General features: G+C 65.0%; 19 protein-coding genes. 12 read left to right on the forward strand and 7 right to left on the reverse strand.

The features are described 5' to 3' along the window. Entirely contained in the window at positions 1–975 is a 975-nt protein-coding gene (locus CR152_RS28970; RefSeq protein WP_099880783.1) for a LysR family transcriptional regulator, read from the reverse strand. Between the two features lie 267 nt (positions 976–1,242). Between CR152_RS28970 and CR152_RS28975 the strand changes: the two genes are divergently transcribed. The 10 genes from CR152_RS28975 to CR152_RS29020 all read left to right on the forward strand — a co-directional run bounded on the left by CR152_RS28975 (position 1,243) and on the right by CR152_RS29020 (position 12,156). Then, positions 1,243–3,546: a TonB-dependent receptor gene (locus CR152_RS28975; protein WP_099880785.1), complete on the forward strand. Its 2,304-nt coding sequence runs from the start codon at positions 1,243–1,245 to the stop codon at positions 3,544–3,546. 2 nt (positions 3,547–3,548) lie between these two features. Next, positions 3,549–4,496, forward strand: coding sequence for an alpha/beta fold hydrolase (locus CR152_RS28980; protein WP_099880787.1), 948 nt, complete (start codon positions 3,549–3,551; stop codon positions 4,494–4,496). A 51-nt stretch (positions 4,497–4,547) separates the two neighbouring features. After that, entirely contained in the window at positions 4,548–5,741 is a 1,194-nt protein-coding gene (locus CR152_RS28985) for a substrate-binding domain-containing protein (protein WP_099880789.1), read from the forward strand. Then, positions 5,738–6,508: an ABC transporter ATP-binding protein gene (locus tag CR152_RS28990; protein ID WP_099880791.1), complete on the forward strand. Its 771-nt coding sequence runs from the start codon at positions 5,738–5,740 to the stop codon at positions 6,506–6,508. Before CR152_RS28985 ends, CR152_RS28990 begins: the two co-directional genes overlap by 4 nt. A gap of 4 nt (positions 6,509–6,512) precedes the next feature. Then, positions 6,513–7,238: an ABC transporter ATP-binding protein gene (locus CR152_RS28995; protein ID WP_099880793.1), complete on the forward strand. Its 726-nt coding sequence runs from the start codon at positions 6,513–6,515 to the stop codon at positions 7,236–7,238. A 55-nt stretch (positions 7,239–7,293) separates the two neighbouring features. Next, positions 7,294–8,331 (forward strand): branched-chain amino acid ABC transporter permease, encoded by a 1,038-nt coding sequence (locus CR152_RS29000; RefSeq protein ID WP_229413859.1) that lies wholly within the window; start codon positions 7,294–7,296, stop codon positions 8,329–8,331. Between the two features lie 9 nt (positions 8,332–8,340). Continuing rightward, positions 8,341–9,423, forward strand: coding sequence for a branched-chain amino acid ABC transporter permease (locus tag CR152_RS29005; protein ID WP_099880797.1), 1,083 nt, complete (start codon positions 8,341–8,343; stop codon positions 9,421–9,423). A gap of 246 nt (positions 9,424–9,669) precedes the next feature. Continuing rightward, on the forward strand, positions 9,670–10,362 hold the full coding sequence (locus tag CR152_RS29010) for a choice-of-anchor J family PEP-CTERM protein (RefSeq protein ID WP_229413688.1): 693 nt from the start codon (positions 9,670–9,672) through the stop codon (positions 10,360–10,362). Continuing rightward, positions 10,356–10,733: a post-PEP-CTERM-1 domain-containing protein gene (locus CR152_RS29015; RefSeq protein WP_099880801.1), complete on the forward strand. Its 378-nt coding sequence runs from the start codon at positions 10,356–10,358 to the stop codon at positions 10,731–10,733. The genes CR152_RS29010 and CR152_RS29015 overlap by 7 nt, the downstream gene beginning before the upstream one ends. Continuing rightward, the gene (locus CR152_RS29020; protein ID WP_099880803.1) at positions 10,723–12,156 is read left to right on the forward strand and encodes a PA domain-containing protein; all 1,434 of its coding nucleotides are present in this window, start codon (positions 10,723–10,725) and stop codon (positions 12,154–12,156) included. The genes CR152_RS29015 and CR152_RS29020 overlap by 11 nt, the downstream gene beginning before the upstream one ends. Before the next feature lie 177 nt (positions 12,157–12,333). Here CR152_RS29020 and ppa read toward each other — a convergent pair whose 3' ends face one another. The 5 genes from ppa to hemC form a co-directional block, all read right to left on the reverse strand. Beyond that, complete coding sequence (ppa, locus tag CR152_RS29025; protein WP_054263314.1) at positions 12,334–12,879, reverse strand: inorganic diphosphatase; 546 nt, start codon at positions 12,877–12,879, stop codon at positions 12,334–12,336. 318 nt (positions 12,880–13,197) lie between these two features. Further along, complete coding sequence (locus CR152_RS29030) at positions 13,198–14,394, reverse strand: heme biosynthesis protein HemY (RefSeq protein ID WP_099880805.1); 1,197 nt, start codon at positions 14,392–14,394, stop codon at positions 13,198–13,200. Between the two features lies 1 nt (position 14,395). After that, positions 14,396–15,454, reverse strand: coding sequence for a uroporphyrinogen-III C-methyltransferase (locus tag CR152_RS29035; protein WP_370663837.1), 1,059 nt, complete (start codon positions 15,452–15,454; stop codon positions 14,396–14,398). Positions 15,455–15,564: 110 nt separating this feature from the next. Beyond that, on the reverse strand, positions 15,565–16,335 hold the full coding sequence (locus CR152_RS29040) for a uroporphyrinogen-III synthase (RefSeq protein WP_099880809.1): 771 nt from the start codon (positions 16,333–16,335) through the stop codon (positions 15,565–15,567). Further along, the gene (gene hemC, locus CR152_RS29045) at positions 16,328–17,302 is read right to left on the reverse strand and encodes a hydroxymethylbilane synthase (RefSeq protein WP_370663838.1); all 975 of its coding nucleotides are present in this window, start codon (positions 17,300–17,302) and stop codon (positions 16,328–16,330) included. The genes CR152_RS29040 and hemC overlap by 8 nt, the downstream gene beginning before the upstream one ends. A gap of 142 nt (positions 17,303–17,444) precedes the next feature. Here hemC and ppc point away from each other — a divergent pair, with 142 nt between their 5' ends. Next, a complete protein-coding gene (gene ppc / locus CR152_RS29050) occupies positions 17,445–20,264 on the forward strand; it encodes a phosphoenolpyruvate carboxylase (RefSeq protein WP_099880811.1) in 2,820 nt (939 codons plus the stop codon). A gap of 46 nt (positions 20,265–20,310) precedes the next feature. On the opposite strand, the gene CR152_RS29055 is transcribed toward ppc, so the two are convergent. After that, on the reverse strand, positions 20,311–20,799 hold the full coding sequence (locus CR152_RS29055) for a DUF4124 domain-containing protein (RefSeq protein ID WP_099880813.1): 489 nt from the start codon (positions 20,797–20,799) through the stop codon (positions 20,311–20,313). A gap of 157 nt (positions 20,800–20,956) precedes the next feature. Here CR152_RS29055 and CR152_RS29060 point away from each other — a divergent pair, with 157 nt between their 5' ends. Continuing rightward, the gene (locus CR152_RS29060) at positions 20,957–22,327 is read left to right on the forward strand and encodes a PAS domain-containing sensor histidine kinase (protein WP_099880815.1); all 1,371 of its coding nucleotides are present in this window, start codon (positions 20,957–20,959) and stop codon (positions 22,325–22,327) included. Positions 22,328–22,526 lie beyond the last annotated feature (199 nt).

Raw genomic sequence — 22,526 nt, forward strand, 5'->3', positions numbered from 1 at the left:
CTACGAACTTGGGTTCCCGCCGTCGCGGGAAGTCGTTCCTGCCAGTGGCATGGAACGACGAGTTGCAGGCTCCTCCTTCCCGTGCACGAACAGCGACGGCTGCCGGTCCGAATACTCCCTCAGCAAATTCCACACCGCCCGCACCCGCTGCAGGCGGTACAGATCGGTCGGCGCGGCCAGCCAGAACGAGCGCTCCGCAAAAAACTGGTCGAGCACCGGCACCAGCCGGCCATCGTCCGGCACCGCATACGGCGGCGCCATGATCAGCCCCATCCCCAGCGACGCCGCCTCCACCTGCGCAGTCATCCCGGTGCAGCACAGGCGGCGCCTCGGCGTGAATCCCAGTTCATTGAGATAACTGAGCTCGCGGCTGGCCAGCCGGTCCTGCACGTAATCGACAAAATCGTGGCGCGCCAGGTCGGCATGCTCGCGGATCGGCGGATGGCGCGCCAGGTAGTCGGGCGATGCGTACAAATAGAAACGGAACGACGCCAGCCGCGTGATCATGTAGCGCCCGGTGCTGGGCGGATCGAGCATGACGCCCAGGTCGGCCTCGCGGTTGGCCAGGTTGGCAAAGCGCGGCAGCACCAGCAGATCGATGCTCAGGTCGGGGTGGGTCTGCAAGAGGCCAACCAGCAGCGGCGCCACCACGCGCACGCCGAACACTTCCGGCACGCCGAGCCGCACCACACCGTGCGCCGCCACTTCGGTGCCGCCCAGCTGCTCGGTGGCGGCCAGCGCCGCGCTTTCCATCGCTTCGGCATGCGGCAGCAGCGCCTGGCCCATGTCGGTGAGCTCATAGCCTTCGCGGCTGCGGTCGAACAAGGTGGTGCCGAGCTGGATTTCGAGCCGGTCGATGCGGCGCGCCACCGTGGTGTGCTCCACCTCCAGCCGGCGCGACGCGCCCGACAAGGTGCCGGCGCGCGCCAGCTCCAGAAAGAAACGCAGGTCTGTCCATTCAGGCAAGGTATTCATGGAATCAATATCCGGTATTCATCGCGGATATTGTGCACTACTGCACATCGCGCACGCAAACTTTTCGTATCTCTGTGTTGATAAAACGCAAAGTCCCAGAGGAACTAGCCCGTGTGCAAAGAAGAAGTTGAACAATAAACCACTGTGCAAATTTGCACAGTGGGTGGGCGTTTCGTTATCTTTCGCGCAAATTTAAATGGGGGCACACTGCATGGCGTTCATTTCTGGCTTACCGCATTGTCCAAAAAAACTCAAGGAGACAACACCATGCGCCTGACCATTCGTCATTTCCCTTTACATCGTATTGCCGCCGCCGTGCTGGCCCTGTCGGGAGGGGCGATGGGCACGGCGCAGGCACAGACCGAGTCGGGCGCGCCCGCCGCCGGTCCCATCCAGGACGCCGGCGTGGTGACGGTGAGCGCGCGGCGCCGCCCCGAGAACCTGCAGGACGTCCCGGTATCGGTCACCGCGTTCGGCGGCGACCAGCTCTCCAAGCAGGGCACGCCCGACATCACCGCCCTCGCCCTGTCGATTCCGAACACCACGCTCAAGGCTTCGCGCGCCACCAACTCGACCCTGACCGCGTTCATTCGCGGCGTCGGCCAGCAAGACCCGCTGGCCGGCTTTGAAGCCGGCGTCGGCATCTACCTCGACGATATTTACCTGGCGCGCCCGCAGGCCGCCGTGACCGATATTTACGACGTCGAGCGAATCGAAGTGCTGCGCGGCCCGCAAGGCACCCTGTACGGGCGCAACACCATCGGCGGCGCGGTCAAGTACGTGACCCGCAAGCTCGGCTCCAAAACCGATATCCGCGCCCGCCTCACCCTGGGCGACTACAGCCAGCGCGAAGCGGTGCTCACCGCCAGCACCCCGATCTCCGACGCGGTGCGGGTGGGCGGCTCGATTGCCCGCTTCAAGCGCGACGGCTACGGCCGCAACCTCGTCACGGGCGCCCACAACTACGACAAGGACATGACCGCGGCGCGCCTGTCGGCCGAATTCACGCCCACGCCGGAACTGTTCATCCGCCTCGCCGGCGACGCCACCGACGACGACTCGAGCCCGCGCAACGGCCACCGCGTCACGGTCGGGCGCACCAGCGGCGCGCAAATCCTGTCGAACGTGTACGATACCCGCGCCAACCTGACCCGCGCGCTCGGGCACGAGCAGGAAGTGAAGGCCCACGGCTGGTCGGCGCTGCTGGAGTACGCGGTCAGCCCGCAACTGAGCGTCAAGTCGGTCACCGCCGCGCGCCGCGACAAATCGTACGCGCCGATCGATTTCGATTCGCTGGACATGACCGACTTTCACGTGCCGGCGCTGTACAAGAACAAGCAGTTCAGCCAAGAATTCCAGCTGACCTACACCGGCGACAAGGTGCAGGGCGTGGCAGGCGTGTACTACATCGATGCCAACGCCTACAACATCTTCGACACCGTGCTGGCCGGCGCCGTCCCCAGCTCGACCTACACCCTGGGCGACATCGACACCAAGGCCTGGGCCGTGTTCGCCGACGCCAACTACAAGGTCAACGAAGCCTTGAGCTTTTCGCTGGGCGGACGCTACACGGTCGACCAGCGCGAAGCGAGCGTGCTGCGTCAGATCTACCTGGGCCTGAACGGCTCGCCGGCGATGGGCAACCCCAACGCCGTGATGTTCCGCACCGATACCGACTTCACCCACGGCGAACTGGAACGCGAAGACAAGAAATTCACGCCAAAAGTGGGCCTGGCCTACAAGGCCAGCGCCAACCAGAACATTTACGCCAGCTGGGCGCGCGGCTTCAAGGGCGGCGGCTTCGACCCGCGCATGAACGTGGTCGGCACCAAGATCAGCAACGCCACCGCGCGCGCCGGTTTCCTGCCAGAAACCATCGACTCGCTCGAACTGGGCCTGAAATCGTCGTACAACAACAACCGCATCCTGACCAACATCGCCCTGTTCGACAGCAAATACAAGGATGTGCAGATTCCCGGCTCGGTGGAGGTCGACACCAACGGCGACGGCCGCCCCGACAGCTTCGCCGGCGTGACCACCAATGCCGGCAAGGCCAAGATCCGCGGCATCGAACTCGAAGCGAGCGCGAAGCTGACCAACGCCCTCAGCGTCACCGGCATGTACAGCCACATCAACGCCGATTTCACCCAGTACCTGACATCCCAACTGGTCGGCGGCGTGCCGGCCCTGGTCAATATGGCTAACGAGCGCTACTTCCAGAACACGCCGAAGAACTCGGCCAACCTGCGCGCAACCTACGACATGGCGCTGCCGATGATGGGCCGCGGCGGCACCTTCAGCGTCAGCGGCAGCGCTTCCTACAAGGACGAGACCAGCCAGTTCGAATACGCCTCGGTGCTCGACCAGCCAGCCTACACCCTGTACGACCTGAGCCTGACGTGGACCAGCGCCGACAACAAGATCCGCGCCGGCCTGCACGGCAAGAACCTGGGCGACAAACGCTATCGCACCGGTGGCTACGTCTTCCCGAACCTCGGCAAAGAGGGCGTGCTGACGGCCTTTTACGGCGCCCCGCGCACCGTGTCGGCAACGCTCGAGTACCGGTTCTGAGCATGTCGGTACAAGTACAAGAACACGATGGCGCGCAGGCGGCCCGCCACTTCCACCCGGGTGGCGCAGCGGACGGGGCCAGGCAATTCAATGACGTCAGCTACACCAGCGACGACGGCCTGACCCTGTACGCGCGCGATTATCCGGGCCACAGCGGGCCGGCGCGCCTGCCCGTCATCTGCATCCATGGGCTCACGCGCAACTCGGGCGACTTCGACGAACTGGCGCCGTGGATCGCCGGCCAGGGGCGGCGCGTGCTGGCGCTCGACGTGCGCGGGCGTGGCCAGTCGGCGCGCGACCCCGACCCGGCCCACTACAACCCGGCGGTCTACGCCGGCGACGTCATCAAGCTGGCGCACGACCTGGGCATCGAGCGCGCCGTGTTCGTCGGCACCTCGATGGGCGGCATCATCACCATGACCCTGGCCTTGCGCCGCCTGAAACTGATCGCCGCCGCCGTCCTGAACGACGTCGGCCCGGTGATCTCGCAAAAGGGCTTGTCGCGCATCGCCACCTACGCCGGCAAGGGCGCCACCATGATGACGTGGGAACAGGCGGCCGAGTACATGCGCGACATCAACCAGCCGGCGTTTCCATCGAACGACATGACCGAATGGAACAAGTGGGCGCGCCGCGCGTTCAGCGAAAACGATGCCGGCCAGCTGGTGCTGCACTACGACCCGAACATCGCCCTGCCCCTGCAGACCGGCAAGCTCAAGCCGTCGTCGTGGATGTCGCGCCTGGCATTCCGGCGCCTGGCGCGCAACCGTCCCACCCTGCTGGTGCGCGGCAGCCTGTCCGATCTGGTCGAGCAGGAGCAGGCCAGCTACATGCAGCGTGCCGCGCCAACCATGCAGTACGCCGAAGTACCCGGCGTCGGCCACGCGCCGATGCTGACCGAAGCGCCGGCCCGGCAAGCGATCGAACGCTTCCTGGGACAGGTAGACTGAGCCTGTAACCGTCCGTATAAATATAAGCAGCATTCCCAACGAGGAGACACGATGTACAAACTGAACACCCTGGCAGCAACCGTCCTGGCCACGCTCGCGACCTCCCTGGCGGCACCGGCCATGGCCGCGGCCGACCTGAAAATCGCCCTTATCGCCGGAAAGACTGGCATCCTGGAAACCTATGCCAAGGAGACCGAGACCGGCTTCATGATGGGCCTGGAGTATCTCACCGGCGGCAAGATGGAAATCAACGGGCGCAAACTGAAGGTAATCGTCAAGGATGACCAGAGCAAGCCCGACCTGGGACGCACCCTGCTGGCCGAAGCTTACGGCGACGACAAGGCCGATATCGCGGTCGGCACCACCTCGTCCGGCTCGGCCATTGCCATGCTGCCGGTGGCGCTGGAGTACAAAAAGATCCTGATCATCGAGCCGGCCGTGGCCGACGCCATCACCGGCGACAAATGGAACCGCTACATCTTCCGCACCGCGCGCAGCTCGATGCAGGACGCGCTGGCCGCCGCCAGCACCCTCAAGGCCGGCAGCGTGGCCTTCCTGGCGCAGGACTACGCCTTCGGCAAGGATGCGGTCAAGGCCGGCAAGGAAGCGCTGGCCGCCACCGGCAGCAAGGCCCAGGTGATCCACGAGGAATACGCGGCCCAGAACACGACCGACTTCACCGCCCCGGCCCAGCGCATCTTCGACGCCCTCAAGAACAAGCCCGAGCCGCGCCTGCTGCAAATCGTCTGGGCCGGACCGAACCCGATGAACAAGCTGGCCGACATGAAGCCCGAGCGCTACGGCATCATATTGTCCCCGGGCGGCAATATCCTGCCGGTGATGAAAACCTGGAAGAATTTTGCCGGCACCCAGGGCACCATCTTCTACTACCATGGCTTTCCGAAAAATAAGATGAACGACTGGCTGGTGGCCGAACACAGCAAGCGCTACAAGGCCCCGCCCGACATGTTCACCGCCGGCGGTTTCGCGGCGGCCAGCGCGGTGGTCACGGCATTGACCAAGGCCAATTCGGGCGATACCGAAAAGCTGATCACGGCCATGGAAGGCATGGAATTCGACACGCCCAAGGGCAAGATGAGCTTTCGCAAGGAAGACCACCAGGCCTTGCAGTCGATGTACCACTTCAAGATCAAGAAAGACCAGAAAAACGAATGGGACCTGCTCGAACTGGTGCGCGAAATCCCGGCCAGCGAGCTGCCGCTACCGGTGAGGAACAAGCGATGACGCCGGCGGCCATGCCGTCGCTGTCGACGCGCGAACTGAGCATCCGCTTCGGCGGGCACGTGGCGGTCAACCAGGTCACTGCCGATTTCTATCCCGGCACCCTGACCGTGATCGTCGGCCCCAACGGCGCCGGCAAGACCACCTACTTCAACCTGATGTCGGGCCAGCTGCCGGCCACTTCCGGCACGGTGTTGCTCGATGGTGCGGACATCACCCGCCATGGCGCGGCCAAGCGCACGGCGCTCGGGATCGGCCGCGCCTTCCAGCTGACCAACCTGTTTCCGCACCTGACGGTGAGCGAGAACGTGCGCCTGGCGGTGCAAAGCCGGGCGCGTATCGGCATGAATATGTTCTCGCGCTGGTCCAGCCATACCGACCTGATCGTGCGCGCCGACCATTACCTGGAACGGGTCTCCATGGCCGGCCGGCGCGACACGCGCGTGGCCGCCCTGTCGCACGGCGACAAGCGCAAGCTCGAAGTGGCGATTCTCCTGGCCCTGGAACCGGCGGTGATGATGTTCGACGAACCGACCGCCGGCATGAGCGTGGATGAAGTACCGGTCGTGCTCGACCTGATCCACCAGGTCAAGGCCGAGCGCAACAAGACCATTTTACTGGTCGAACACAAGATGGACGTGGTGCGCTCGCTGGCCGACCGCATCATCGTCCTGCACAACGGCGCCCTGGTCGCCGACGGCAATCCGGCCGAGGTGATGGCGTCGGCCATCGTCCAGGAAGCTTATCTGGGAACGCCTGAACATGCTTAACCCCATGCCTGAGCCCATCCTTCAACTGAGCGGGGTCCACACCCACATCGGCGAGTACCACATCCTGCAAGGGGTCGACCTGACGGTGCCGCGCGGCGGCCTGTCGGTGCTGCTGGGACGCAACGGCGCCGGCAAGACCACCACCCTGCGCACCATCATGGGCTTGTGGAAAGCCAGAGCCGGCACGGTGCGCTTCGACGGGCGCGACATCGCCGCCCTGCCCACCCCCGACATCGCGCAACTGGGCATCGCCTACGTGCCCGAATCGATGGCCGTGTTTTCCGACCTGACGGTGCGCGAAAACCTGTACCTGGCCGCGCGCAACGGACCGCTCGACGAGCAGCGGGTCGAGTGGATCTTCGGCTTCTTTCCGGCGCTCAAAAAATTCTGGCACTACCCGGCCGGCAACCTGTCGGGCGGACAGAAACAGATGGTGGCGATTGCGCGCGCCATCGTCGAGCCGCGCAAGCTGCTGCTGATCGACGAGCCGACCAAGGGCCTGGCCCCGGCCATCATCCAGAGCCTGATCGCCGCCTTCCGCGAACTCAAGCAGACAGACACCACCATCCTGCTGGTCGAGCAAAACTTCAGCTTCGTCAGGCACCTGGGCGACACGGTCTCGGTGATGGATGACGGGCGCGTGGTCCACGCCGGCGGCATGCGCGAGCTGGTCGAGGACCAGGACCTGCAGCAGCGCCTGCTCGGGCTGGCGCTGAGCTCCCATCAATGAACCTGCACCCATCATGAACACGGAGACCAACCACGTGACCACCAAATCACCGCCGGTGAGCGGCGCCACCGCGCTGCCCGCCGCCCCGGCCGCATCAAGCGATACCCCGCTGCAGGCCGCCAGACGCGACATCGCGCCCCTGCTGCTGGTGCCCGCGCTGATCCTGCTCGTGCTGCCGCTGGTGGGCAGCTTTCCCACCTGGGTCACCCTGACCATCGCCGGCCTGGCGATGGGCATGATGATCTTCATCATGGCCAGCGGACTGACGCTCGTGTTCGGCCTGATGGACGTGCTCAACTTCGGCCACGGCGCCTTCGTCTCGGTCGGCGCCTACGCCGCCACCATGGTCCTCATTCCCATGCGCGGCTGGCTCGAGGTCGATTCGCTGCTGATCAACCTGGGCGTGCTGGGCCTGGCCATTGCGGTGGCCATGCTCTCCACCGCGCTGCTCGGCTGGGCCTTCGAGCGCATCATCATCGCACCCGTGTACGGCCAGCATCTCAAACAGATCCTGATCACCATGGGCGGCATGATCGTGGCCGAGCAGCTGATCAACGTGATCTGGGGCGCCGAGCAGATTCCCCTGCCGCTGCCGGCCAGCCTGCGCGGGGCGGTGATGCTGGGCGACGCGGCGGTCGAGAAATACCGGCTGGTGGCGGTCGTGATCGGCCTGCTGGTGTTCGCGGCCATGTTCCTGGTGCTCAACCGCACCAAGATCGGCCTGCTGATCCGCGCCGGCGTCGAAAACCGCGAAATGGTCGAGGCCATGGGCTACCGCATCCGGCGCCTGTTCGTGGCCGTGTTCGCGGCCGGTTCGGCGCTGGCGGGCCTGGGCGGCGTGCTGTGGGGGCTGTACAAGGAAACCCTGAGCGCGGCCATGGGCGGCGAAATCATGGTGATGATTTTTATCGTCATCATCATCGGCGGGCTCGGCTCGGTCGGCGGCTGCTTCATCGGCGCGCTGCTGATGGCCCTGGTAGCCAACTATGCCGGCTTCCTGGCGCCCAAGTTCGCGCTGGTGTCGCACATCGTGCTGATGATCGCCATTTTGCTGTGGCGTCCGGCCGGCCTGTTTTCCAACCTGCGCCGTTAAGGAACGACGATGCTCAATCACTTGTTATCCGGCGACCTGCCGCGCAGCCGGGCCTTGGCCGCCACCCTGCTGCTGATCCTGCTGGGACTGGCACTGGCGCCTTTCCTGACCAGCGGCGCGCGCCCGCTCAACACCGCCGCCACCATCTGCATCTATATCGTGCTGGTGGCGTCCTACGACTTGCTGCTCGGTTACACCGGCATTGTGTCGTTCGCCCACACCATGTTTTTCGGCATCGGCGCCTACGGGGTCGGACTGGGCCTGTCGAGCGGCGAGCCGACCTGGGGCGCGGCCTTCATCGGCCTGCTGCTGGCCCTGCTGCTCACCCTGGTGCTGGCCCTGGTGGTGGGCCTGTTCGCGCTGCGCGTGCGCGCCATTTTCTACGCCATGATCACGCTGGCGGTCGCCTCTTCGTTTGCCGTGCTCGCCTCGCAACTGTCCGACCTGACCGGCGGCGAAGACGGCAAGACTTTCAGCGTGCCGGAATTGCTCACGCCCGGCTTTCGCCTGTTCGAGTCCGAGCTGTTCGGGCGCGCCATCGACGGCAAGCTGATCACCTACTACATCGTGTTCATCGGCTGCCTGCTACTGTTCCTGTTGCTGCTGCGGCTGGTCAATTCGCCCTTCGGACGCGTGCTGCAGGCCATCCGCGAAAACGAGTTCCGCGCCGAGGCGCTGGGCTACCGCACGGTGCTGTACCGGATCTGGGCCAACGTGCTGGCGGCGCTGGTGGCGGCCCTGGCCGGCGCGCTGATGGCGCTGTGGCTGCGCTACGTGGGGCCGAAAACCATGCTCGGCTTCGAGGTGATGACCGATATCCTGCTGATCGTGGTGATCGGCGGCATGGGCACCATGTACGGTGCGGTGGTCGGCGCGACCTTGTTCATCATCGCGCAGAATTATCTCAAGTCGCTGATGGCAGAAGGCTCGGCCGCGCTGGAAGGCGTGCCCTTTCTGGCCGAGGCGCTGCATCCGGACCGCTGGATGCTGTGGCTGGGCGTGCTGTTCGTGCTGTCGATCTACTTTTTCCCCATCGGAATCGTAGGGAAACTGCGCCTGCGAAAGATTGCCGCACGCGCAGCCGGCAAGTGATTGCTTTTCACGGCGTCCCCGCAGCGGCGGGGACGCTTGTTTTTCCTTCTTCCATACCGGCTGCATCAGCATCGCCGCGCTTCTTCATTTAAGTTCCCTCCGATTGCCCGAAATCGCGCTTCGCACATTAAGCGCACATCAATGCTGGCGCTTCTTCCACTCCTATCATGGGATCAACCGTGGCCTCGCTGCCTGCCAGCGCGAGTGGAAGTGCCATCCCTACTGGCAACTGCTGAAAGAACGACGATGAAACTAGCTCATAAACTGCTTGCCATGGCGACCATCGCCATGGCCGCCGCGCTGCCCGCTGCGTCGCACGCCATCGAACCCATCGTGGTCCTCAACGAAAATTTCAACGACATCAGCACCCTGAACGACTGGGTCCTCAACAACAAGAGCATCCCGCCGGGCCAGCCCTGGTCGCAAGGCAACGCCGGCGTGTTCCCGGCCCCCTCCGGTCCGGCCTCGTCCTATATCGCGGCCAATTTCCTGAGCGCGCAAAACGGCATGGGCAGCATCGACAACTGGCTGATCACGCCGGTGGTGACCCTGATCGGCCCCAGCGAGCTATCGTTTTTCACGCGCTCGGCCAGCGCGTCCGGCTTCGGCGACACGCTCGAAGTGCGCTTTTCGCCGGGCAGCGGCACCGATACCGGCAGCTTCAACACCGTGCTCGGGGTGCTCGGCGGCATATCGGCCTATCCCACGGTCTGGCAGCAAGTCATTTCCAGCCTCGACCATGAAGGCCAGGGCCGTTTCGCCTTTCGTTACGCTGGCGACGCCTCAGCAGCGAACTATATTGGCATTGACGCTGTCGTAGTCACTACGGTGCCTGAACCTGGTACCTACCTGATGCTGCTGGTCGGCTTGGGCAGTCTGGCATTGCTGCGCCGAAGGCAGTTAACAATGAACGAACCCGGGAGATTTTCAACATGTTGAGTAGAACCCTGATCACCTGCTGCGCGCTGGCTGCCTTCTCGATGGCAGCCTCGGCCGCAGCACAAGCGGACGGCATGGCCGTGGTGCGCGACAAGCAAACCGGACAACTACGTCCGGCCACCGCGGCCGAGCTGCGCGCGATGCAAGGCGACTTGCAGCAACCGCAGATGGCGCGTCCGCAACCGCAGGTCCAGGTGCGTGCCGACGGCACCCGCAGCGCGCCCGTGGGCGATCGCGGCATGGTGTATTCCGTCGTCGCGCGCACGCCCGACGGCAAGCTGGCCCAGCGCTGCGTGGAAGGCGAAGCCGCCGCGCAGCACGCTGTCCACGACCATGCCACACCAGCGGGGGAGCACGGCAATGAGCAATAAGCGCCCCCTCCTGCGGCGCGCGGCCGCCGCCCTCGCTGTTTTCTGCTGCACCCTCGGTGGCGCCCACGCGGCGACGACCATCACCATCGTTAACACCAACGGGCCCAATGTCGGCTTCAACGATCCCACGCCGGTGCAGCCGGTCGGGGGCAACAGCGGGCGCACGCTCGGGGCCCAGCGCCTCATTGCATTCCAGCAAGCGGCCGACATCTGGGGCCGCACGCTCACCAGCCCGGTGCCGGTCAGGGTCGCCGCCTCGTTCGAGCCGTTGCCGTGCAACGCCGACGGCGCGGTGCTCGGCGCGGCGGGCGCGGTGGAAGTGTTCAGCAATTTCCCCAACGCTCCCAAGGCCGACACCTGGTATCCGGGCGCGCTGGCCAGCAAGCTGGCCCGCACCGACCTGGCCACGCCGGGTCAGGCGCATATCCAGGCGCGCTTCAACTCGCGCCTCGGCCTGCTCCCCGATTGCATGCCCGGTTCCGGCTTCTACCTCGGGCTCGATCGCAAAGCCGGCGCGCAGATCGACCTGGTGGCCGTATTGCTGCACGAACTGGCGCATGGCCTGGGGTTCCAGAACTTCACCGACGAAAGCACCGGCGAGTTCTTCCTCGGCACACCATCGATCTGGGATTACTTCCTGGTCGATATCCGCAACAACAAAGCCTGGGTCAACATGAAAAATGACGAACGGCGCCGCTCGGCAATTGGCGGCGCCAACCTGTCGTGGAACGGCGAACGCGTGTACAAGGTCACCTCCAAGGTGCTCGCGGCCCAGCCCCAGCTGTTGGTCAGCGGCATGGCGGCGGGCATGGCCAGCGGCGGCCACGCAGTGGGCGACGCTTCGTTCGGCCCGCAACTGGGGCAAAACGCCGTGACGGGCGAGCTGATGCCCGTGGTCGACCAGGCCAACGGCAGCGGCCTGGCCTGCACCCCGCTCAGCCCCGCCAACGCGAGGGCGGTCCGGGGCAATATCGCCCTGGTCGACCGTGGCGCGTGCACGTTCGTGACCAAGGCCCGGATTTTGCAGAACGCCGGCGCGCGCGGCATGGTGGTGGTGGAAAACACGGCCGACCCTGTCAGTGCGCTGGGCGGCGCCGATCCGGCCGTGCGCATTCCGGCGGTGCGCATCGACCGGGCGACAGGCAACCAGCTCAAGTCGGTAATGGTCCGGCGCTCGCGCACGTCGTCGGGCGTGACCGCCAGCCTCGGCGTCGATCCCGACCGGCTCTCGGGCACCGACCTGGTCCGGCGGATACGCATGTACAGTCCGGAAGTATTTTCTCCGGGCTCGTCGGTATCGCACTATTCGGTCGATACCAAGCCGAACCAGCTGATGGAGCCAGCCATCAACACCGACCTGCTGCACGACGTCAACCCGCCGCGCGACCTGACGTATCCGCTGCTGCAGGATATCGGCTGGTGACGCGCGGCTGGTGACGCGCGGCTGGTAAGCGCGGCTGGCAAAACCGCGGGTGGCAGAACGCGGCTGGTAATAACGCGGCTGTAAACGCACGACGCGCTCCCTCGGGAGCGCGTCGTGTACTGCGGCATGCCATCTGCCGGTAGCAGGTCGCTGCCAAAGGCAACGACGCTGCAAGGCTTACGCCTTGGCGGCCTTGTCTTTGTCGAACGCGGCGATGCCGTTCATGATCTCTGCCTTGGCATCTTCAGGACCGCCCCAGCCTTCGACCTTGACCCACTTGCCTGGCTCCAGATCTTTGTAGTGTTCGAAGAAGTGCTGGATCTGCTGCAGGCGCAGTTCGTTCATGTCTTCCGGCTTTTGCCAGTGCTTGTAGATCGGCAGGATCTTATCGACAGGAACCGCCAGCACCTTGGCGTCGCCGCCGGCTTCGTCGGTCATTTTCAGCACGCCGATGGCGCGGCAACGTACCACCACGCCAGGGATCAGCGGGAACGGGGTGATGACCAGTACGTCGCACGGGTCGCCGTCGTCGGCGATCGTGTTCGGCACATAACCGTAGTTGCACGGGTAGTGCATGGCAGTGCCCATGAAACGGTCAACGAAAATCGCGCCCGATTCCTTGTCCACTTCATACTTGATCGGATCGGCATTCATCGGGATTTCGATGATCACGTTGAAATCATTCGGCACATCGCGGCCGGCGGAAACTTTATTCAAACTCATGGGATATCCTTAGATTGCTGAGGGGGTCAATGGCCGACATTATAACGAAGTTTCACGCGAGCTTGTGCATTGCAGCAAGCGTCGTCGCGCGCTTTGCGCGGGAAGATCGACTGGAGAGGGGCAAGGAAATCGGCTGGCGAGCGCACAAAAAACCACAGACTATGCCGTAGCGTTACCCTTAAAACCGTCGCCCCCGCGCCAAGGCGGCCCTCGGCGGAGGCCCAAGTTCGTCCTTCAGTTGCCGGCTGTGGAGAACTTTGGCGCCCGCCGAAGGAAGCCTTGGCGCGGGCGCAACGGTTTTCAAACCAGCAGCATCGATCACAAAATACTCGCCAGCGCGCACTGCCTGAAATGCGCATTGGCTTCTTCCTGCTGGCCGAGCGCTTCGTGCATCTGCGCCAGTTTCAGGTGCGCCTCGCGCACCATGCGCGGCTCGGTCGCGTCCGACAGTGCCTGTTCCAGGTAGCGCTGAGCCTTGCCCCACAGTTTCTGCTTCAGGCACAGCGAGCCGAGCGTGAGCGCCAGTTCGGCATCGGTCGGGCGCTGCTTCATCCACGCTTCGCAATGCTCGATCTGGGCCAGCAGCGCGGGCGAACCGGCCTGCGCGGCCGCATCGCGGTAGGCGCGCACCACCCGGTCGTCCCAGCCGGCGCGCAACGCTTCCTCGGCGCTGGTGCGCGCCTCGTCGTGCAGGCCGCGGGCATTGAGCGCCGCCGCCGCGCGTGCCGCCACGTAGGGCTTGACCCGGTCGGCGCTCGGCACGGTGGCCCACACGCGCAGGATCGATTCGGCATCGTGCGAACTATCGGACAGCAAGGCGTCGTAGGCCAGCTCGCGCAGGCGCGCCGACAGGGCCGGATGCAGCGCCTTGTGCTTGTCGAGCGAACGCACCAGGCGCAGCACTTCCGGCCAGTTCTTGGCTTGCTGGTGCGCCTTCATCGACCATTGCAGCGCATGGATGTGGCGCGTGCCGCTGGCATTGAGTTCGGCCACGGCGTCAAGCGCCGCCTGCGGCTGGTGATCGTCGACCAGCAATTCGGTCATGGTCATCAGGCGTGCGGTTTTGAGCGCGTTGTCGTGCACCACGCCGGCCAGCCAGTTGTCGCGCCGCGCGCCCTGGCGCATGCGGTGCGCGGCGCGGGCCCCGATCAGGGCGGCGATGCCAGCGTTTTCCGGCAGTTCGGCGGCGCGCACGGCGGCTTTTTCGGCGTGCCCGAAGCGGCCTTCGAACAGGGCCTTGAGCGCATCGCGCAAGCCCTTGTTGCCGTCGCGCTCGCGTTTGCGCTGGCGGTAGGCGGCGACCCGGCCCGGCATGCCGACGGTGGCGCGCAGGGCGCGCAGCAAGGCGTACATGACGAGGAACAGCAGTACCACGACCACGACGAAGAAATTGAGCGACATGTCGATCCGGTGCGGCGGGTAGAAAAACACCACGTTGCCCGGATTGAAGCGTGCCGTCACGGCAATGCCGATGGCCGCGGCCATCAGCGCGACTAACCAGAGAAGAAGACGCATGTTATGGCTTCGCTTTGTAGTTGCGCACGGCGTTCAGGCTGTCGGACAGGGACGGCATCTCGATCGCCAGATTGCTGGCCTGGACCTGGCGCAGCAGCGCTTGCGCTGTCTGGGTGGTGCCGGCGCGCGTGTCGAAATACTTGGCGAGGGCGTCCTGCGCCGCCACCAGGTCGTTGCGGAAGGCCACTTCATTGCGTGCCAGCAGCGCCATGCGCGCGTTCAGCAGGCGCAGCTTGACGTTCTCGCGCACAAAATAGGTTTCCGACGGCGAGAGCATCAGCGCTTCGGGCGTATCGACGCGGCGCACGCGGATCAGCTGGCGCATTTCATCCCACATTTCGCCGGTCCAGCTCTGCCACACGTCCTGCACCCGCACCAGCATCGACTCCTTGACCGGGGCCGCGGCGGCCGTCGTGGCTGAAGCGGTGCCCGCTTTCGGCGCCACCGGGGCCGCCACTGCCTTGACCGGCTTGGCCGGCAGGGCCGGCTGTTCGTCGGCCAGCATCGGCAGGGTATTAACTTGGGTAATCACGTTGTCCAGACGCAGCGCGACGCCGGTCAGGTCTAGCGCCGGCAAGGCCTTGAGCTTGTCGATATCGCCCGCAATCGCGCGCCGGATCGTGATGAATTGCGGCTTGTCCGAGCGCGACAGCGAACGGTCGGCGTTTTGCAGCGCGATCAGCGCGCCCTGCACATTGCCGGCCAGCTGCAGTTGCTGGCTGGCGGTCGAGAGCACCTGTTCGATTTCAGCCAGCGCCCATTCGTCGCGGTTCTTCGACAAATCCTGGTACAGCTGTTCCAGCGCCAGTTGCTGGCTCTGGGCTTCGAGCTGGCGGTTTTCCAGCAAGCCGACCTTGGCCTGCAAATCCTTGGTCTGGTCCTGCACCGTGCGCACCAGCGTGCTGGTTTCGGTATTGACCACTTCACCCTTTTGCAGGCGGTTGGCCATTTCCATGCGCAGCTTGAGCAGATTGCTGCGCGTCGACCAGGCGTGCGCGGCCAGCAGCAGCGCCAGCAGGATCACCACCACCGTCATCGGACGCTGCAGGATTTCAGTCATGCTGTCGCCGCCGGACGAACGCGCGCGCCCGCCCGCCGGCTCACTGTATTTGTCGGCATGGGAAGCAGCACCGGGTGCTGCATTGTGTTCAGGTAATGTAGGCAATTCGTTCATGCTCGTGATTGTAACGCGGCAAGCAGACGTTCGTCGCCTGATCCGCACAGCGTCAAATGGCGCAGGCCCAGGCTGCTTGCCGTTTCGGCAATACGGGCATGCGGCACGATCAGATGCTGTTGTTGCATTTTTTCCACAAGGGCGGGATCGCCCATCTCCTGCACCAGCGCCACCAGCCCGCGCAGCGCCTCGGAACTGGTGACGATCCAGTCGTTGTCGCCTTCCATCAGCGCGCGCAGCTGCTGCGCCAGGGCCGGCGTCAAGGCCGGCACATTGCGCCGGTAGGCCGCCACGGTCGTGACCAGCACGCCGGCGGCGCGCAGGCCGTCGGCCATCAGTTCGCGCCCGCTTTCGCCGCGCACGATCAGCACCTTCTGGCCGGCCAGGGCCGCCAGGTCGAGCGTCTCGAGCAGGTTTTCCGAGTCGCTGCGGGCCGGGTCGCGCGGGCTGACGATGGTCGCCGTATGGTTGTTGATGCCATGCCGTTCCAGCGCGGCGCGGCTGCCCTCGCCCAGCACCGCCAGCGTTACCCAGGCCGGCCACACGCCGATGTGGGCAAACGCCGCATCGATCGCGTTGGGCGACACGAACGCCACCATGGCGCAATCGTGCATGCCGGCCAGCGCCGCCTTGAGCGGGCCCTGGTCCTCCAGCGCCGAGATCTCCAGCAGCGGCAGCAGCACCGCTTCGCGCCCGAGCGCCCTCACCTGCTCGGCCAGCGCGCCTGCCTGCGCCAGCGGACGCGTGATGATGACCGCGTCAGGCATCGGCAGCGATATCGGCCTTGCAGGCGGCCAGGATCGCGCGCGCATCCTGGGTGTCGAGCAAGTCCGACACCTGCTGCCCGAGCAGTTCCGGGGCATCGGCCGGGCCGCGCAGTTCGGCGTGCGCGCTGCGCTTGCCGTCCGGCGTGGCCACCATGGCGCGCAGGTGCATCACGCCGTCCTCAATGGTGGCGAAGGCCGCCAGCGGAATCTGGCAGCTGCCGCCGAACACCTTCGATACCTTGCGCTCGGCCGCGACGCGCTGCGCGGTCGGAAGGTGGTTCAGCGGCGCCAGCACGGCGCGCAGGTCGACCCCATTGGTACGGCCCGAAACGATTTCAATCGCCATCGCGCCCTGCCCGGCCGCCGGCAGCGAATGCTCGGGGTCCAGCAGCGCACGGATGCGCTGCGGCAGTCCCAGGCGCTTGAGGCCGGCGGCGGCCAGGATAATGGCGGCATACTCGCCGCGGTCGAGCTTACCCAGGCGCGTATCGAGATTGCCGCGCAGCGGCTTGATCACCAGGTGCGGATAGCGCGCCGCGATCAGCGACTGGCGCCGCAGGCTGCTGGTCCCCACCACCGCGCCCGGCGGCAGCTCGGCCAGGCTGCCGAAGTCGTTCGACACGAACGCATCGCGCGGGTCTTCCCGCTCCAGCACGGCGGCCAGCTCGAAGCCCTCCGGCAAATCCATCGGCACGTCCTTGAGCGAATGCACGGCCAGGTCGGCGCGCCCTTCGGCCATCGCCACCTCCAGCTCCTTGACGAACAGCCCCTTGCCGCCGACCTTTGATAAAGTGCGGTCGAGGATCTGGTCGCCCCGCGTGGTCATTCCCAGAATCTCGATGCTGCACTGCGGATATAATAAAGATAATTGCGCGCGAACATGCTCAGCCTGCCACATGGCGAGCCGGCTTTCGCGCGAAGCGATAATGAGCTTGGAGGGCTGCTGATTCAATTCAGTTGCTTTCAAAACGGATTCTTTCACTGTCGTAAAACCTCAAACCGGTTATGGCAGTCATCGGCACATGCATAAGATCACAAATTTTATCATGCGTCCCCTTTGCAGAACCTGGCCAGAAGCCTTTGCACCAACTTTCACTCTGTGGTCCAACATGGTAAATTTATCTGCTGCACAAGAAACCCCTCCAGTCCTCGACAAGGACGCTCCGCTGAAAGAAGATATCCGCCTGCTCGGCCGCCTGCTCGGTGACGTGCTGCGCGACCAGGAAGGCGAAGCCGTCTTCGATGTCGTCGAGACCATCCGCCAGACCGCGGTGCGTTTCCGGCGCGAGGACGACGCCCAGGCCGGCGAGGACCTGACCGCCCTGCTGCACAAGCTCACGCGCGAGCAAACCATTTCGGTGGTGCGCGCATTTTCGTATTTTTCGCACCTGGCCAACATCGCCGAGGACCAGCACCACATCCGCCGCCGCCGCGCCCACCTGCTGGCCGGCTCGGCGCCGCAACAGGGCAGCGTGAGCTTCGCGCTGTCCAAGCTGAAAGCCGCGGGCGTGGGCAGCGACACCGTGCGCACCTTTTTCGGCGACGCCCTGATCGCGCCGGTGTTGACAGCCCACCCGACCGAAGTGCAGCGCAAGAGCATCCTCGACGCCGAGCATGACATCGCGCGCCTGCTGGCCGAACGCGACCTGCCGCTCACCCCGCGCGAACGCGTGGCCAACATGCAGTTGCTGCACGCGCGCATCGCGACCTTGTGGCAAACGCGCATGCTGCGCTACTCCAAGCTGACCGTGGCCGACGAAATCGACAACGCCCTGTCCTACTACCGCATCACCTTCCTGCGCGAATTACCCGGCCTGTACGACGACATCGAAGAAGAAATCGCCGCGCATTATCCTGATGATGCGGACGGTGCGGCGCCCGGCAACGACAACTCCTACGTGCAGATGGGCAGCTGGATCGGCGGCGACCGCGATGGCAACCCGAACGTCAACGCCGGCACCATGCAGCACGCGCTGGTGCGCCAGGCCACCACCATCCTCGACTTCTATCTCGACGAAGTGCACGCGCTGGGCGCCGAACTGTCGATTTCGACCCTGATGGTAGGCGCCAGCCCGGCCCTGCAAGCGCTGGCCGACGCCTCGCCCGACCAGTCGCCGCACCGCAGCGACGAGCCATACCGGCGCGCCCTGATCGGCATCTACGCGCGCCTGGCCGCCACCGCGCGTTCGCTGGGCGCGACCAACATCCTGCGCAAGGAAGTCGGCCACGCCGCGCCTTACCTGGACGCCACCGAATTCTGCACCGACCTGCAGGTGCTGGCCGACTCGCTGCGCGCCCATCACGGGCAGTTGCTGGTCAAGCCGCGCCTGGCCACGGTGCAGCGCGCCGCCGCCATCTTCGGCTTCCATCTGGCCTCGCTCGACATGCGCCAGACCTCCGACGTGCATGAACGCGTGCTGGCCGAACTGTTCGCCGGCGCCGGCGTCGAAGCCGATTACACCAAGCTCACCGAAGAACAAAAGGTGCAGCTGCTGCTGGCCGAACTGGCGCAACCGCGCCTGCTGTATTCGCCGTACGCCGAATTGAGCGAGGAAACCGCATCCGAACTGGCGATCCTGCGCGCGGCCAAGGATATCCGCCAGCGCTACGGCAAGCGCGCGATCCGCAACTACATCATTTCGCACACCGAGACCGTGTCCGACCTGCTCGAAGTGCTGCTGCTGCAAAAGGAAACCGGCCTCCTGCGCCCGCGCGACAAGCAGCTCGACGCCATGGTCATCCCGCTCTTTGAAACCATTCCCGACCTGCAGCGCGCGGCCGGCATCATGAACGAGTGGATGGCGCTGCCGCTGGTGAAAGAACTGATCGCGCATCAGGGCCAGCTGCAGGAAGTCATGCTCGGCTACTCGGACTCGAACAAGGATGGCGGCTTCCTGACGTCGAACTGGGAGCTGTACAAGGCCGAAATCCACCTGGTCAAGGTGTTCGCCGACGCCGGCGTCAAGCTGCGCCTGTTCCATGGCCGCGGCGGCACGGTTGGCCGCGGTGGTGGACCGAGCTACGAAGCGATCCTGGCGCAGCCGCCGGGCACCGTCAATGGCCAGATCCGCCTGACCGAACAGGGCGAAATCATCGCCTCCAAGTTCTCGAACGCCGAAATCGGCCGCCGCAACCTGGAGCTGCTGGTCGCCGCCACGCTCGAAGCGAGCCTGATGCCGCACGCCGCCGAAGGCGCCAAGGCCAAGCAGCTGGCCGGCTTCGAGGCCATCATGGCCGACCTGTCCGAGCGCGCCTACAAGGCTTACCGCAACCTGGTCTACGAAACGCCGGGCTTCACCGATTACTTTTTCTCGGCCACGCCGATCGCCGAAATCGCCGAACTCAATCTCGGTTCGCGTCCGGCCTCGCGCAAGTCGACCAAGCGCATCGAAGACCTGCGCGCCATTCCGTGGGGGTTCTCATGGGGCCAGTGCCGCCTGCTGCTGCCGGGCTGGTACGGCTTCGGTTCGGCCATCACGCAATGGGTCGAGGAAGGCGAGCGCGATGCAAAGATCGCGACCCTGCAAGCCATGTTCAAGGAGTGGCCGTTTTTTGCCACGCTGCTGTCGAACATGGACATGGTGCTGGCCAAGACCGACCTGGCGATCGCTTCGCGCTACGCGGGCCTGGTGGCCGACGTGGAACTGCGCGAGCGCATCTTCAAGCGCATTTCGGCCGAACACGGCACCACCCTGCGCTGCCTGGAGATGATCACCGGCGCGCACGAACGCCTGGCCGGCAATCCGCTGCTGGCGCGCTCGATCCAGAACCGCTTCGCCTACCTCGATCCGCTGAATCACTTGCAGGTCGAGCTGATCCACCGCCATCGCGCGCTGTCGGGCGAGCCGGACAAGGTCGACGAGCGGGTCCATCGCGGCATCCACCTGTCGATCAACGGCGTCGCCGCCGGCCTGCGCAATACGGGTTAAGCACCTGCCCCGGGGCGGCGCGCCGGCATGGCGCGCCGCCCGCTTGTCACTTGCAGTTCTCGGCGACGCGTTGCTCGGCCTGAGCGATCTCCGCCGCCCGGCGCTTGGCATCGGCGACCTGCAAGGCCCCCTTGCCATCGGGGACAATCATTTTTTCAGAATCCTTCAGCACGCTCACATTCTTGCGATAGATCTCGCACATGCGCACGCGCATGCGTTCGTTGACGGCCGCCAGGTCCGCCTGCTCGGGCGACACCGGATCTTTCCTCGGCACGGCGGCGCTGGCGGCCTTCTGCACGGGCGCCGCCTTTTTCTCCTCGCGCGCCCCCTGCTCCGGGGCGCAAGGCGTACTTTGATAGGTCGTGCGGCCGTTGGCATCCTTGCACTTGATAACCTGTGCCTGAGCGATGCCGTGTGCAGCGGAGAGGATCAGGGCGAAGTAGAGCGAACGTGGAATCATGGTGGCAATCTGGCTCTGGCTGGCGTGGAAGGGGGATGCGCCGTAAAGTTTGGCAGCAAACCGCCCTTTGAGCAATCAACAACTTTCCATGAGGCAATTTACCAACACTCCATGCACGACATGCACGGGGCATATGCCCGATTCGCTTGTCTAATACAAATAATGCTGCTTCCCAAAAGCTGGCATAGAATAAACTGACCAACAACCTGACTGAACCACGAGGGGTGTGCGCATGAAAACGTGGAGCGTGGAGTCGCTTTGCCTGACCGTAGCCGCCATCGTCCTGATCCTGGCGTCGGTGGTGGCGCTGATTGCCCTGAGCGACGCGCACGCCGTGCCCCGATGGCTGTTCTCCCTCACCATTGCGCTGGCCGGCGCCGCCCTCGTGGTCAGCCTGCGCATACGGGCACTGGCCATGGCGCGCAACACCGCGCAGAGCCGCTACCGCCACTTCATCGACACCGCCCACGAAGGCGTCTGGACGCTCGATAAGGAATCGAACACCACCTTTGCCAATGCCCGCCTGGCCCAGATGTTCGGCGCCACGCCCGGCACCCTGGTGGGCCGGTCGATGCGCGACTTTCTGGGCGACAATCCGCGGCGCGACCTGGACGAAATGATCAGCACCGATGCCGCCCACGTCGGTTTCACCCACGACCTGTCGTACCGGCGGGTCGACGGCAGCATCGGCTGGGCGATTGTCAGCGGCCGACCGATGCTGGGCGACGACGGCGTGGCCGAGGGCACCTTGCTGATGCTGACCGACATCACCGAACGCAAGGCGGCCGAGCTGGAACTGGCGGCGGTGCAGATCGGGCTGGAAGTGCGCATCCGCATGCGCACGGCCGAGCTGGAGCGCAGCAACGCCCAGTTGCGCATCGAGGTGGCCGAGCGCCAGATGGCCGAGAATGCGCTGGCCGAGTCCTTCCGCGAGCTGCGCCAGCTCAGTTCCCATCTTGAAACGATCAAGGAAGAAGAGCGCAAACGCATCGCCAAGGGCATCCACGACGAGCTGGGGCAGAACCTGATGGCGCTCAAGATCGATGTGGAGATGCTGCACGCGCGCGCCGGCCAGCGTCATCCTTTGCTCAAGCGCAAGGTCGGCGACGTGCTCGACACCATCGACCTGACCATCCGGTCGGTGCGCGCGATCATGAACGACCTGCATCCGAGCACCCTGGAACTGGGTTTGCCGGCGGCGGCGGAGTGGCTGGTGCAGCAATTCGAAAAACGCAGCGGGATTGCCACCTCGCTGACGGTGAGCGAGGGCGAAGGGCCGCCGCCGGACAGCCACCGTACCGAAGTCATTTTCCGCATCATCCAGGAGTGTCTGCTCAATATCTTGCGGCACGCCAAGGCAACCCATGTGGACGTGGGGCTGGAAATCGGCATGGAATACCTGACCATTACCATCGTCGACAATGGCGTGGGCATGGGGCCGGGGGACGCGGCCAAGGTGGCCTCGTTCGGGCTGCGCGGCATCCGCGAGCGGGTCGATGTGTTCGGCGGGCAGATGGTGATCGACAGCCGGCCGGGCGGCGGCACGACCCTGGCCATGATGATTCCACTGGAAAGCCACGAGACGGAGGCTGGATTAGCGTAAATACAACGATTCAAAAAATATAAGGGATCGATCGCGGCAGTGTAAAAAACGTATGTACAATGAGCCCCGATAGAACAGGTGCGACAGGTTCGGCCTGGTTTATTGACTACCCCTGTTTGCGCGTCCGGGCTTCCGGATGCGCATTTTTTTTGGGTGTTGCTCCCGCTCGTACCATCGCTCCGCCGCTACCGTCGCTCCC

This window comes from Massilia violaceinigra (assembly GCF_002752675.1).
GTDB lineage: Bacteria > Pseudomonadota > Gammaproteobacteria > Burkholderiales > Burkholderiaceae_D > Telluria_A > Telluria_A violaceinigra.